Here is a 14,057-nt window from a genome sequence, read left to right as displayed (position 1 = left end):
CTGTAAAAACGTTATATCTAAAAATATACTTATTCTTATTATAAAACAAAAATGAATCTCTTATCTACTTAAAAAATAAATTTAATAGCTTTCTTAAAAGGAATGTACTTATATTAATATCAACATCTTCCGGAATTACAACTTGAAAGCTTCCTAACTAAAAACTCCTATATAATAATCATAAGAGCAGTACCACATCTTCTAATCCCCATTATAACTTTAATAAACATCTTATCGATAAAAGCCCTGATTTTTTCAAGATACAATTCTCTTTTAATAATTTTTCTCACCACTTTTTTTAATTATAGCCATACTAATAACACTTATTCAATTTCTTTTTAAAGTTATCATCCTATCATTTTATTTTAGTCAATTACCTGCAAAAATAGCACCTGAAATTTGCTGCAATTATATATAATAAAGCAGATTCGCATTAAAATACTAAATATATTATGTTTTTGAATGCAATTTTATTATAGAACCTTGTTAAAAAGATTTTATACTTTTTTTGTTTCTCGCTTCATATAGTAAAAAGGGTAGCAAGCTACCCTTTTTACTATCTTATAAACAATTTCAACACATTACCAAGCACAATACCAACTACACCAAAGTCTGCATCGCTGAATGTAGTATTTGCATATCCGAGGTTTCCAAGAACAGGAAGTAAAAGTACAGGAAGGAATGTTATTAAAAGACCATGTACAAATGCACCGAAGAACGCACCCCTTCTTCCTCCTGTTGCATTACCATATACACCTGCGGTTGCTCCACAGAAGAAGTGAGGAACTACGCCTGGAAGAATTACAGGAGCCTTTAGAGCAATAAGTATAAACATACCAACTATTCCACCTAAGAAGCTTGAAAGGAAACCTATCAAAACTGCATTTGGAGCATAAGGATAAACAACTGGGCAGTCGAGGGCAGGCTTTGCATCGGGAACTATCTTAAGCGCAATACCAGTAAATGCTGGAACGATTTCAGCAAGTATAAGTCTAACACCAGCTAATATTACATAAACTCCGCCTGCAAAGGTTATTGCCTGAATAAGTGAGAATAAAATAAAGTTTTGTCCATCGCTTAATTTGCTTTCAACAAATTCTCTGCCGCAAGCAAGTGCAACAATTATATAAAGTATTGCCATAACAAGAGCTATTGCAACTGAAGTATCTCTAAGGAAAGTAAGCCCCTGTGGGAATTCCATCTCCTCAGTTGATTTTGAATTTTTACCTACAAGTTTTCCAACATAGGCTGATAAAACATAACCAACAGTACCAAAATGACCAAAGGCCACATTATCTTCTCCAGTAATTTTTCTCATAGTAGGCTGGGCTATTGCTGGGAAAAATGCCATTACAAAACCTAAGAGAATTGAACCTACAATAACAAGGGAAGTTCCCTTCATTCCACCTGCAACAAGGATTGCAGCTATCATACATGCCATATAAAGAGTATGATGACCTGTTAAGAATATATACTTTAGCTTAGTGAACCTTGCAATTAAAATATTAGCAAGCATACCAAAGACCATGATAAGAGCTGTCTGAGTACCATAGGTTTTAAGTGCAAGGGCAACTATAGCCTCATTGTTTGGAACTATACCCTGAACACCAAAACCCTGCTGAAACATAGTTCCAAAATGTCCCAAAGAGCCGACAACTATTCCAGCACCGCCTGATAGTACTAAAAATCCCATTATAGTCTTTATAGTACCCTTAATAGTATCTGTTGCTGACTTTTTTTGTGCAATAAGACCAACAAGCGCTACAAGCCCTACAAGTATCGCCGGAACGCTCAAAATGTCAAGAATGACCTTTAACATTTAAATTCCCCCTTAATATTAAATTTAAATAATTCCCATTTCCTTAAAAGTTTCACTCAACTTTTCTTTTAGCTCCTTAAGATCAATCATGCTGTTTAGTGATACAACATGTCCTCCTAATCCCTTTAATTGTCCTGCTATATCCCTTGTACCAACAAATACATCTGCTTTAATCCCCTTTGCTGAGGATAAATCTGAATGATCAACATCAGCCTTTACATTAAGCTCCTTTAAAACCTTTTTTATATTCATTTCAATCATAAAGCTGCTTCCAAGACCGCTTCCACAACAAACTAAAATCTTCATGTTTTCACCTCCTCCTTTTTCTATTTTGAATATTTAGTTACTATATTAATAATCTCTTCCTTAGTCTTAGCCTTGTATATTTCATTCATGTCATTGCTGTTCATAAACAGCTCCATAAGCTGAGACAAAGCCTTTAAGTGAGATTCATTATCTATTGCTGCAATAGTAATAATAAGTTTTACAGGGTCATTTAGTTCGCTCCCAAAATTCACTGGATTTTTCAAAGTTACAAGACTCATCGAGAGCTTTTTAACTCCATCCTCAGGCCTTGCATGGGATAAAACGATTCCTGGGGCAACTACCATATAGGGCCCAATATTTTTGAAATTTTCCATAATAGCATCATAATATCTATCATCTACATAATTATTTTCACTTAATATATCAGTTCCAAGCTTTATAGCCTCCTGCCATGTGCTGCACTCTGCATTTAACAATATAGTTTTCCATGTTATAAGATCCTTTAGCATATAAATGTACCTCCACGTTTTAGAAAATTCCTTATAATTTTTTAGTTCATGCAAAAATTCATACTGCAAAAGTTCCCTGTTGGGTATATCAGCATACTTTTCAACAATATATATAAGTCTGTTTACAAGTTTCAAATCATTATTATCATTTAATCTTTTTGATTTGTAATTAAAATATTCCTCAAGCTTTTCATAATCCTTTGATGTTAAAAGGGGGCTTACCTTTATATTTTTTTTACCATCTTTCTTACCAATATCAATAGTGCTTATAATATAATCATAATCAGTCTCAATATTTTCAACTTCTCTGCTTGATATAGTATCAACTATTTCAACATTAAACTCGCTTTCTATTTTTGAAGCTATCATTTTTGCTGTTCCAAGGCCGCTTCCACACACAATAACAACTCTTGGTTTATGATTCAAATTCATATTTACCCTTTCAAGAGCTGCCCCAAAATGAAGGGTTATATATGAAATTTCATGCTCATCGATAGGACTATTTATAAATTCTTCAATATATCTTGATACTTTTTTTACATTTAAAAACAACTCATTATACTTGCTTCTTACATCTTCATAAACTGGATTTAAAAGCTTAAAATTATACTTAATCCTATAAAGGCTTGGCCTTAAATGAAGCACAAGTCCTTCAACAATGCTGCTCTTTAAATCTTTAAAATCAATGCCATAAATTTTTTCAATTTCTTCTGTCATTTTAAGAGCAACATCATATAATCCCTTATTTATATCTTCATTTTCTGCTCCTTTATTTTTAATAACTTTTGCCCCAAGCAGGTGAAGGGCTATATATTCGATTTCTTCCTGAGGAACAGAGATATTAAACTTTTCTTCAATCCTTTTTATCATTTTTGTTGAAACTTCATATTCCTTAGTATCTTTTAAATCCTCATTTACAAACCCTAAGGCATAAACATCCTTTTTAAGCTGTATCCTTTTAATCATAATAGCAAGATGAGTTAAAAGTCCTCCGTAGGCCTCATCGCTGAACTTTCTTAAAAGCTCAGATTCAGCCATTTTAATAAGGCTGTCAATAAAATCTATATCTATATCCGAAAATAAGATATCAAACTGAAAGTTGCTGTATCTATTTGAGTCCATTTTTGTACTCATATAATTCAAAATATCCTCATAGGATAAGGTATCAAACACTAATTCTTTAGCAAGCTTTCTTCTTTGACTTTCACTGCCTTCAATATAGATTCCGTATTTTTGTTTCCTTACAAGTTTTAAGCCGCTTTTTTTAAGATATTCCTCAAGCTCGTCAAGTTCCTTTAGCATAGTATTTTTAGAGATAAAAAACAGCTCTTGAAAATAGGAAACCTTAAGGGGCTGACTGCTCTGTAGAAGTTTTATAGCAGTATATTTAATTCTCTCATCCTTAGAAAAAGTGTACTGAAATCTCGACTCAATATTCTTATCGCTAAGCAGATTCCTTATAAATTCCTCAAGACCGTCATCCTTTTTTATCCTTATACCTCTGTTATATTCCCTTTCAAAATAAGAAAACCCATTTTCAACCAAAAATTCTTCTATCTTATCGATATTATATCTAACAGCTCTGTCTGTTAACTTATAGTGTTTTGCAATATCTTCAATCTTTACAAATCCATCTGCATTAAACAAATAGTTTAAAATTTCAACAGATCTTTTATTAAGCTGCATTAAATCATCCTCTTTTTCAAAAATAATGTTGAAAAAATGAACTTTTGAACTTTTTATGTTTTAATCTATATCTTAATTATATGTTTTTTATAAGGATTTACAACCATTTAGAAGGCACTTTTCTTTTCTAATCAAAAAGGAAAAAATAAACTTTTAAATTATTCAATATTCTCCGGTATCTATCACCTAAAAGAATCATATTTTCCTCCTTCAAATAATAAATATAATATAAGTTCACGATAGATAAAGGGGGAAGGAACATGAGCGAGGAAGATGTACTCGATTTAAGAGATATAATAAAAATTTTAAAAAAAGGAAAGTGGATAATAGTTTATATCACTGCCCTAACTGTTACTATAGCTTCAATAATAAGCCTTTTTTTTATTAAACCAAAGTATGAGAGCAAGGTTAGCGTGGTTATCGTTAAGGAAGCTGCGAGAATGTTCTATGAGGACAGGTACACTCAAAGCGACATTTTGATGTATCAAAAGCTTCTAAAGACCTACTGCGAAATAGCAAAATCAAGCGCAGTAGTAGATAAGACTGCACAGGAATATCCGCAATACAAAAGCGAAGATATTAAAAAAATGGTAAGCGCTGTTCCTTTAGTTGATACTCAGATAATAGAGCTTAAAGTAAAATGCGACAACCCCTATCATGCACAAAACATTGTAAATTCCTACGCTGAAAATTTTATAGAAGAATCCATGAGAGTTCTTCCTGCGGGGGATATTCAGATACTGGATAGAGGCAAATATGTGGACAGCCCCATCTCCCCAAACTATAAGCTAAACCTGTCCATAGCTTTTGTTTTAGGAATAATGCTGTCCATAGGGCTTATATTCCTTCTCGAATATATAGATACAAAAATAAGAACAAAGGAGCAGATAGAAAAAAACATAAACCTTCCTGTATTGTCAGAGATTACACCTTCAAAAGGATTGTCTCTTTTAAGCCAAAGTAATTGCGGAAATTTTAAAGACAGCTTCTTTGAATTAGAATGTTTTAAGCTTTTAAAAAACAGCCTGCTATTATCAAAGGATACAAAAGAAAAAAAGAGCTTTCTAATAACCAGCATTAATGAGGGGGAAGGTAAAACCACTGTTGCAGCAAATCTTGCTATAAATTTATCTCGAGACAGCAAAAAAACTCTTTTGATGGACTTAAACCCTATTACAAATAATCTAATTAAAATAATTGAAGGTGAAGATATATTCAAAGAAACAGAATTCAAAAACCTTTATGTTTTCTCACCCCATTTTCTAAAATCAGACAACTATGAAAACATTAATTTAGAAGAAATTTTTAAATCAGCACATAAAAACTTTGACTATATAATAGCAGATATGCCCTCATGTGAGCATCTTAGCTTTATACAGGATGTCTCCCGCTTTACAGACGGGTGCATATTCGTTATTAAAGTGGGCCTTGTAGACATTAAGGAATTTATAAACACAAAAGAAATATTAGAAAGAACAGATGTGAAGATAATAGGAACTATAATAAACAAAGATATAAACATTGAAAATACAAAGGATAGCAAAGTCAAAAGTAAAAAGATAAAGTTATTCACAAGAATTGAAAGGAGGAATGCAGATGCATAAAAAAATTGCGTTAACCTTAATCTTTATTATTATACTTACCTTAGCCAACAAGCAGATAATAATGTCAAACGCCCTACTAAAGAATGATAGCAAAGAAGAAACAAAAATCAGCAGCGAAAGTTTTTTAAATAAAAGCAGTGTACAAATAACTACGGATATGGACAAAACACTATCAAATTATCTTACCTATTCAAGCATTTTAAATTTTCCAGTAACCGTACTTAATCCAAAAGAAGCAAATATTTATGTAACGCCAGCGGATAAAAACTACACCGTTAAAATAATAGGAGATAATGGATATGAAAGAACTGCCATTAAATCTTCAGATAAAGATGGAGAGAGGTACTGTTGGCTTCCCGATAAGGTTGGAATTTTTAAAATTGTTGTTATGAAGGGAAATGATGTATTATCCCAAAGAAAGGTATATGTAAACAATGTGAATAATAAATACCTTCAGCTTGAATATATTCAAGTCGATACACAAAACCCCAGCAACATAGCAATAAAAACAAAAGTTAGCGATTTACCAAATATTGAAGATAAACTATATAAAAATAAAATATTTAAATTTGTAGTCGGTGAAAAGGATATGTGGTATAAAACCATAAAAAACTATGGAGATATAGTTCAAGAAGAAAAGAGCAGATGCAACAATAAGAGCATATATAAAGTAGATGAGAATGAAGGGAATTTTAAATTTAACAGCGGAATATACCATGTAGGAGTTTTTGCAAAATCCCCAAGTTCAATTGAATATGAGGATACAAAGTTTACATTCTATAAAAAGCAAGGGCTTAATAATATCTCCCTTAAAATAGAAGCAACCCCCGTTGAAGGAGAGTTAAACAAATATAAATTTAAAATATTAGTGACTTCCCCTGAAACCCTTGATACATCAAACCTTGAATACGCATTTTTACTTTGGGATGAACATGGAATGACAAAGCTTCGGGATTATAGTGAAAACAACGAATTAGAGGCTCCCTTTAAAGCCTATGGTGCCGGAAGATATGTAATATATGGAAGAGTAAGGCAAAAGCCCTCCTCCCCTGAGCAAAACCTTCCTAACTCCTATGAGGCTGAAGCTTCCTATGTTTTAGACATAAAGTCCCAAAACAACGTAGAAATAAAAGATGCTAAAATCACAGTATGTGAAGCAAAAAACGGATTAGGAAATAATGGATATATTTATCATGAGCTTAAAAATGGAAAAGTTAAATCCCACGAAATGAACTATATAATAATAACTGCACAATCAAACAACAACGCAACCCTTTACTATAAGGCCTATGTAAGCCACGACAACTACTTTTATTCCCTTTGTGACTACACTACAAACAACATAATACCCTTCTATCCTAAAAAAGACTCTGGAGAGTACAAAATAACGGTACTTGTAAAGGATGCATACTCTAATTCAGATAACGACAGAAAGGTACTGAGTGTTAGCGTTGAAAAATAAATTTAAAGAGGGTCAAAGGATGAAAAAGTATGGTTCCAATAAAATAATTACTCTTCTTTTAATAATATCCCTTATGTTTAACATAGGGCTTTCCAATGCTATTTTTGTATATTCCAAGGCATTAAAAGGGCAAAGGAAAGTCCTTTCCCCCTTAAAGCCTAACAGCGATAATAAAAATTTAAGCTTTGAAAAATATTATTCTGAAAAACTTAGTAAGCTCTTTTCGCAGGAAGAGCTTATAATCCTCTCTCAAAGGCAGTGGGGATTAAAACTTACCGCAAACGGCTGTGAGATAAATAACGAAACAATTTATTTAAAGGATAGAAACTTAAAAATTGTCCTTGCAGAATACTTAAAAGATAAGGAAAAACTTCTCCCCGATGAAATTCTAAAAACAGGAACCATAACAGGCGGGGATAAAAATGATAGCCTAAGTTCCCATTTAGAGGTAATTTCCCCTATACCCTGTAATATATACACAGAAAAAAAGGACTTAGACAGCCGTCTTTGCATAGAAGTTAAGGACATACCAAGGGGAACCCTTATAACTTTAAGGCTTAGCGAAATTCTAAAATACAGATTAGGACTTAAAGATAAGCTAAAGGAAGATATTATTAAAATAGTAGTAAATTAAATAATGAAAAATAAAATTATGTATCTAAATGAGTTTCTTAATAATTATGATGAAAACCTTAGTAAACGAATTGGCTGTAACTCAAAGTCTTCTAAAGCAGTCAGCATCCCATGATTTTTTAACTTCAATACTTAATCGTCGAGGATTTTATGAAAAATTCAATGCTCTTTTATCGAATCAAAGGGAAAATGCTCCAATATCAATTATTGCTGCGGACATAGACTTTTTTAAAAAAATAAATGATAAATATGGACATGATATCGGAGACTATGTTCTTACGGAAATAGCAAACACGATTATAAATCTTATAGGCATTAATGATATTTTTTCAAGATGGGGAGGAGAGGAATTTTTAATCGTACTGCCTAATACTCCCTACGAAGACGCGCTTAAAATAGCCGAAATTATAAGAAAGGAAATAGAAAATAAAGTTATAAAATATAAAGGTACAAAAATTAAAATCACTATGACCTTTGGCGTTAGCAGCTTTAATCCAATGTATGAAATAGACCAATGTATATCAAATGCCGATAAAGCCCTTTACTATGGCAAAAATAACGGCAGAAACTGCGTAGTAGGTTTTGAAGACATAATTGCCTAAATATCAGTTATAAATGCTTTAGAGGAGATTGCTGATTTTATTGAAGCTATTCTTCAAAAGAAAGCAGACTTGCAGCATAGTTTATAATGTTTGCATTTCTTAAAGTAATATCTTAATAATATAAAAAAATCTTTAAGGAGCGGTATTTTTATATTCAATTTCTTTCATTATATTTTGGATGAATTTTGGAGGATGGTTATCCATTGCGCCTGCACTAACCTCCAAATTCTTTGGAAACAAATATTACAGCGAAAACAAGGTAAATTAGGGCTGCACTTACATATACAAAATCAGCCCATCTCCTCCCTCAGCTTTTTAAGAGCCCTATCCTTCATCTTGGTAACCGCCATATAATGGCACCTCCTGCTTTTGCAAATCTCCACCATGCTCTTATTTTTAAAATAAACCTCTTCTATAACCTTTCTCTGCTTATCAGAGAGCTTATCCATTGCATCCTTAAGCCTTCTTATATCATCCTTATGCCCATATTCCTCCTCAACATTTATATCCGACTCTAAAAAATCATAAAGGCATCCTCCCTCATCACTCATCTGTTCATCAAGGCTTACATTATACTTTATTTTCTTTGCAAAATTTCTAATGCCGAAAATAAGAGATGATTTAACATAACCCTCAAAGGGATATTCTTTGTCAAAATCATAATTATAAATGCACTTTAAAATTATGTAATACCCCTCCTGCATAGCATCGCTATAATATTCCCTGTCATGAACATAGTACTTTATGCACTTTTTAATAAGCGGCTCAAAACTTTTTAAAATCTCAAGCCTTGCATTCACATCTTCCCTCGCAAGAATAACCTTTTCCCTCATAATCCCCCTCCCACTTCTCCAACATTGGTGCCTATGGGAGTTCCGTAAAAATGCTCCTACGAATTTTTTTTGCCACAGCATATAGTATATATGGCCTTGGTGTTTATACAATAAATAGTATGTTTTTGGTGAATATTATAATTTTTCGGAGGCATCCCTATCACCGGATGTGGAGAAGTTTGTTCACATTTCTTTTTTCTTCTATATAAATTTTACTACCTATGCGAACCTAATATCAACATTTATCCATATCTTTACGAACCAATTTAGTTCGTTTATAGGAACATATCTTCTATTTTTTCCCTTTTACTAATTTTTTCTTCGATTTCTATTTACACATATGAACACTTTGGTATAATATAAATAGATATTAGCGAACCAAAAGGCGGTGAGTTTATGGAAATAGGTGAAAGGATTCGAAAAATAAGAAAGGAAAAAAACCTGTCAATAATCGATTTGGCAAACCTTACAGAATTATCAAAGTCCACCATTTCAGAAATTGAAAACGGGAAAAAGAAGCCGGCCTTCGATACACTTAAAAAGCTTTCCTTTGCCCTTAATATCCCTGTTTCAAAGTTGCTCGATGAAAATACCGATGATGAAACAATACTTGGAATATCTAAATCTGAAAAGCTTGTAAAATCCCTTCAAAGAGCTAAGCATCAGCCAAAAGAGGTTTTAGACGAGCTTGCTGATTTTATTGAAATTATTCTTGAAAAGGAAGAGAAAAAAAATAAATAGCTTAAATTTCTCTCTCTTTTTTTGCTTGCATATCGAACATTAGTTCGATATAATATTTATATATTCTTACAGAGGTGATAAATTATGGGGGTTTGTTTGCCACAACATGTTAGAAGGGAGCGCTCAATACAGACAGCTCAAAGAATACTTCTTGAAAATAACATAAGTTCACTTCCAGTTGATATTAAATCTCTTTTTAAAAAATACGGTTACTTCTTAGTAGATTATTCAACCGCTGAAAAATACTGTAGCAAAAATGACCCTTTAAAATTTAAAAACGCAGAAGACTGCTTAGCTGCTACATATCTTATGAATAATAAATATCTTACGGTTTATAAAGAGAACATAAGGCCCTACGGAAGGCTTGTTTGGACTTTGTCCCATGAATTTGGCCATATAGTCCTCGGTCATCTTGAGGATTTCGATGAAACCGATGTTAGAAGGACTCTAACTGATAACCAGTACGAAATACTCGAAAAAGAAGCAGACGCATTTGCTGCGGAGCTTTTAGCCCCAATCGCACTTTTAAAAAACATAAAGGGTTTAAACAAAGAAATGATACAATCTATGTGCAGCGTTTCCGAAGAAGCTTCAATCTATATTTTAGAAAACATAAAAAAATTCGGGAATATGGAAGTTTACACCCGTGTAGAATACGCATTTTTAGAAAGTTTTTTTGATTTTATAATGCAGACATGCTTTAAAATAAATACAGATTATAACTTTTAAAGAAAAGGTCACAGCAGCTTAGCTGTGACCTTTTGTCAACTATGTGGCACTTGACAAAGTCAAATATCAAACTGGTCTTCTTCTTAAATTTCTAATCGCAACATCATGTTCCCCAAGAATTTCAAAAATTGATTTTTGATTTTCGCTTATTTCATTCAATTTATTTGTAACATATGTTTTAAACTCTGTAAGATTTGCAGTTTGTTCTTCAATTGCATCTAATCTCTGCTTCATTATACTTTGCTCCTGCTTTATAGATGAAATGTCTTCTTTCATTGAAACAATGTCTTCTTTCATTGAGGTCATTTCTTCTTTCATTGAAGCAATATCTTTTTTCATTGAAACCATGTCGTCTTTCATTGAAAGCATTTCATCTTTCATTGAAAGCATTTCATCTTTTAAAGGTTGAATCTCTTCCTTAATTATACTTCTAATGGCACTTAAAAGTTCCTTATCCATGAATCAGCACCTCCTATGTTGCTTTAAAAATATTTTATCATAAATATGCTGCAATGTCATTGTGCTATTATAGCTGTTAAAAGATTTTAATAAGTTTACTTTGTCAACTATGTGGCACTTGACAAACTGTACAAAAGTGCACACCATACAAAACCCGTGAACAAGATTTTTTTCTTGTTCTCAGCCCCATAGCCCTTCAAAGCCTTTATGACACTGCATTTGCAGCCTCATAAAAAATATATATGAACAAGAAAACAAGTTTTTCTATATAGATTTAAACATAATATAAAAAAATAATATTTAAATTTAAATCTATATAGAATTCTTGTTCACTTGTTCACAAAAGCCAATTTCTTAGCAACTACCTATTCACCCTCATATAAACCCTTTGCCTTCCGTATATAGGTATTTTTATCATCCTATCGCTCCTCTCCCACCCTTCAATCTTCCTAAGAATTGCGTTTATCTCGTAGGAATCAGCCTTTCGCATAGAACTTGGCTCCCTCTCAAAAAGCTCGCACCAAATCTCCATAGTACTAACCATGCTCCTCTTAACATTAACATTCCTTCCATACCCATCCCCTCTTAAAAAGTTCCTCCTCTCACTCAAACCCATACTATCCCAATCCTCAGGGAGCAGCCTCTCAAGATATTCACAAACCATACCCTCCCTGTCATCGCTCTCAATATCATCATTCTGCATAGCCTTGGCAATTTCCTCCGCCTCACCCTCTAAAATAAGGCTCTCCCCAGCATTATAATAACAAAGAGCCTCTGCCAAAATGAATATTATAGGCCCTGCAAAAAGCCCCAATAACCCCTTCCTTTTCAACGGGATTTCCCTGCCTTACGCACTCTTTTTTTATAGCCTTCTCCTCCTTTTCTCCTTTAGGCCAAAGGGAAGTATCCCTCCAATTTTCATATCTTTTCAAAACATCATCAGGATTTAGCCAAATATCATCATTAAACTTAAAAAAATACTCCCCATCAATAGAAGTTGAAGGATAATACATAAGCCTTGCAGCCTCAAAAGTTGTACTGTCAAAATTATCAATGCCCAAATCCTGCACTATCATCCTCGATACAGCCTCATATTCATCAGGAAGAACGCTTCTTTTCATTCGTCCAAATCTTCTCTTTCCTGCTTCTCCCAAGGGCAATATTTATAATCCCATCGTTTTTTAAAGCCACCGCCTTTTTAAAATCCTCACACTGCATAGCTTACCTCCCAAATAACTTTATAAACTGCCATTGTTTTCTCCTCTCCAGTGCCTGACACCGGAAACTGAGAAAACAACTCAACAAATTCGTCTTTACGATGTAAATATTACCATTTAAGAGAACATTTATCAAGGCTTATGTGAACCAACTTTGTTCACACAAGCGAAACATTCTTTGATTTTTAAATATTTCTAATTTTTTCTTCGATTTTTATCTGTGAACTTTTCATACAACTTATGCATATTATGCGAACCCAAAGGCTAAAAAAATCACCGAGATTTACTCCCAGCGCTGTGGAAACTTACAAAAATTTAAAATACTTGCTACATCTTCGCTGACTTTCCAAGACTCCCAATACATCTATCTATACCCTTATCTCACCCCATAATACTCCACATACCAATCGGCGAACATTTGCAATCCTTCCTCAATGCTTGTTGAAGGTTTAAAGCCAACAGCCCTGTTTAATGCCTTCTCCAAAGCCCATATAAAATTCATAAGCTTTTCAGGTGAGTATAGGCCATAAGCTCATTCGATTTTTTAGTTGCAGCATACAAAATAACAGTATTATCAACAAAATCCCTTTGTTCAAAATAAATAATATGATTTTAAAAATTACCTATTTAAAATTATAAGTATTTTTTTCTGTTTTTGAATTATAATATATCCTCATTTGTTTTATTCTTAAAATAACCATTGAGAATATTATAGAAATAACCGTTACATTAATAAATAAAAATAAATTATTCATATAACTTTGCCCATTAAAAACAATTTTATATATTTTAGAAACTATATAAATGAACAATGGATGCGAACAATAAACTAATAAGCTAATATCTCTTAGAGACTTATAAATGGTATTTTCTTTTAAATCAACTTTAATTAAAATTAACATGAGGAAAAAATCTACAAAAATTAATGATATATACATATTGTTATCCTTTGATACGTTCAAAAATCTAAGTATATTTGCTTCAAAAAATAGCATTAAGAATGAAAACAATAAAAATATCTTTTCTTTCTTTATATTTATATTATATCTTGAAATCAAGGCACCAAGCATAACAAACATAAAACCAAATGGCAGTCCATTTTTAGCACTTACAAACACTTTAAAATAATAAGAAAATAGTTTACTAATAAAAAATGAATTTTTAATAAAGCCATAATAAGAATCGCCTGTTTAGTGTAAAATATAAATACAAAGAGTTGCAGAAATAAAATACAAATAAAAAAATGGAAAAAAGTCATTGCCAACATCCTCAAAATAAACTACCCTTTAGTTGATGAGGCTAAAGGGGGTAGAAAGGAATGTTAACAATGACTCAAGTTAAGAATATCAAAAAGCTGTACTATAGTAAAGGGAAAAAAGTAAATGAAATTGTTAAAGTTACTGGGCATAATTACAGAACAGTAATAAAATATCTTGAAAAAGCTGATTTTAATCAAAGTTTAGGTAAACAAGAAGGAGATAAAAGAGGACGGCCTA

15 protein-coding genes are annotated in these 14,057 nt (G+C 32.3%); 6 read left to right on the top strand and 9 right to left on the bottom strand.

Annotated features, from left to right (window positions below; all coding sequences use genetic code 11):
• Positions 1 to 167: 167 nt before the first annotated feature.
• The 4 genes from B5D15_RS15790 to B5D15_RS10120 form a co-directional block, all read right to left on the bottom strand.
• Positions 168 to 290 (bottom strand): hypothetical protein, encoded by a 123-nt coding sequence (locus B5D15_RS15790; RefSeq protein ID WP_278305806.1) that lies wholly within the window; start codon positions 288 to 290, stop codon positions 168 to 170.
• 266 nt (positions 291 to 556) lie between these two features.
• On the bottom strand, positions 557 to 1,819 hold the full coding sequence (locus B5D15_RS10130) for a PTS ascorbate transporter subunit IIC (protein ID WP_078697011.1): 1,263 nt from the start codon (positions 1,817 to 1,819) through the stop codon (positions 557 to 559).
• 24 nt (positions 1,820 to 1,843) lie between these two features.
• Positions 1,844 to 2,125 (bottom strand): PTS sugar transporter subunit IIB, encoded by a 282-nt coding sequence (locus B5D15_RS10125; RefSeq protein ID WP_078697010.1) that lies wholly within the window; start codon positions 2,123 to 2,125, stop codon positions 1,844 to 1,846.
• Positions 2,126 to 2,145: 20 nt separating this feature from the next.
• Positions 2,146 to 4,281: a BglG family transcription antiterminator gene (locus B5D15_RS10120; RefSeq protein WP_078697009.1), complete on the bottom strand. Its 2,136-nt coding sequence runs from the start codon at positions 4,279 to 4,281 to the stop codon at positions 2,146 to 2,148.
• 260 nt (positions 4,282 to 4,541) lie between these two features.
• On the opposite strand from B5D15_RS10120, the gene B5D15_RS10115 reads away from it, so the two are divergent.
• Genes B5D15_RS10115 through B5D15_RS10100 form a run of 4 tightly spaced genes read left to right on the top strand, consistent with a single transcriptional unit; the run spans position 4,542 to position 8,582 of the window.
• Positions 4,542 to 5,885 (top strand): Wzz/FepE/Etk N-terminal domain-containing protein, encoded by a 1,344-nt coding sequence (locus B5D15_RS10115; RefSeq protein WP_078697008.1) that lies wholly within the window; start codon positions 4,542 to 4,544, stop codon positions 5,883 to 5,885.
• Positions 5,878 to 7,347 (top strand): hypothetical protein, encoded by a 1,470-nt coding sequence (locus B5D15_RS10110; protein WP_078697007.1) that lies wholly within the window; start codon positions 5,878 to 5,880, stop codon positions 7,345 to 7,347. The genes B5D15_RS10115 and B5D15_RS10110 overlap by 8 nt, the downstream gene beginning before the upstream one ends.
• Before the next feature lie 19 nt (positions 7,348 to 7,366).
• Positions 7,367 to 7,981 (top strand): hypothetical protein, encoded by a 615-nt coding sequence (locus B5D15_RS10105; protein ID WP_078697006.1) that lies wholly within the window; start codon positions 7,367 to 7,369, stop codon positions 7,979 to 7,981.
• Positions 7,982 to 8,027: 46 nt separating this feature from the next.
• Positions 8,028 to 8,582, top strand: coding sequence for a GGDEF domain-containing protein (locus B5D15_RS10100; RefSeq protein ID WP_179122261.1), 555 nt, complete (start codon positions 8,028 to 8,030; stop codon positions 8,580 to 8,582).
• 290 nt (positions 8,583 to 8,872) lie between these two features.
• On the opposite strand, the gene B5D15_RS10095 is transcribed toward B5D15_RS10100, so the two are convergent.
• Positions 8,873 to 9,415: a sigma-70 family RNA polymerase sigma factor gene (locus B5D15_RS10095; RefSeq protein ID WP_179122260.1), complete on the bottom strand. Its 543-nt coding sequence runs from the start codon at positions 9,413 to 9,415 to the stop codon at positions 8,873 to 8,875.
• A gap of 396 nt (positions 9,416 to 9,811) precedes the next feature.
• Between B5D15_RS10095 and B5D15_RS10090 the strand changes: the two genes are divergently transcribed.
• Complete coding sequence (locus B5D15_RS10090) at positions 9,812 to 10,156, top strand: helix-turn-helix domain-containing protein (RefSeq protein ID WP_078697003.1); 345 nt, start codon at positions 9,812 to 9,814, stop codon at positions 10,154 to 10,156.
• Between the two features lie 96 nt (positions 10,157 to 10,252).
• The gene (locus B5D15_RS10085; protein ID WP_179122259.1) at positions 10,253 to 10,885 is read left to right on the top strand and encodes an ImmA/IrrE family metallo-endopeptidase; all 633 of its coding nucleotides are present in this window, start codon (positions 10,253 to 10,255) and stop codon (positions 10,883 to 10,885) included.
• A 66-nt stretch (positions 10,886 to 10,951) separates the two neighbouring features.
• Here B5D15_RS10085 and B5D15_RS10080 read toward each other — a convergent pair whose 3' ends face one another.
• From B5D15_RS10080 to B5D15_RS15870, 4 genes are all read right to left on the bottom strand, one after another.
• Positions 10,952 to 11,344 carry a hypothetical protein gene (locus B5D15_RS10080; RefSeq protein WP_078697001.1) on the bottom strand — a complete coding sequence of 131 codons (393 nt, stop codon included), beginning with the start codon at positions 11,342 to 11,344 and terminating at the stop codon, positions 10,952 to 10,954.
• A 361-nt stretch (positions 11,345 to 11,705) separates the two neighbouring features.
• Entirely contained in the window at positions 11,706 to 12,158 is a 453-nt protein-coding gene (locus tag B5D15_RS10075) for a hypothetical protein (RefSeq protein ID WP_078697000.1), read from the bottom strand.
• Positions 12,100 to 12,465: a hypothetical protein gene (locus B5D15_RS10070; RefSeq protein WP_078696999.1), complete on the bottom strand. Its 366-nt coding sequence runs from the start codon at positions 12,463 to 12,465 to the stop codon at positions 12,100 to 12,102. The genes B5D15_RS10075 and B5D15_RS10070 overlap by 59 nt, the downstream gene beginning before the upstream one ends.
• Before the next feature lie 719 nt (positions 12,466 to 13,184).
• Positions 13,185 to 13,709, bottom strand: a complete 525-nt coding sequence (locus B5D15_RS15870) for an acyltransferase family protein (protein ID WP_423236574.1) — start codon at positions 13,707 to 13,709, stop codon at positions 13,185 to 13,187.
• Between the last annotated feature and the right edge of the window lie 348 nt (positions 13,710 to 14,057).

This window comes from Caloramator quimbayensis (assembly GCF_900167605.1).
Lineage (GTDB): Bacteria > Bacillota > Clostridia > Clostridiales > Caloramatoraceae > Caloramator_B > Caloramator_B quimbayensis.
This window is presented reverse-complemented; position numbering and strand designations above follow the sequence as displayed.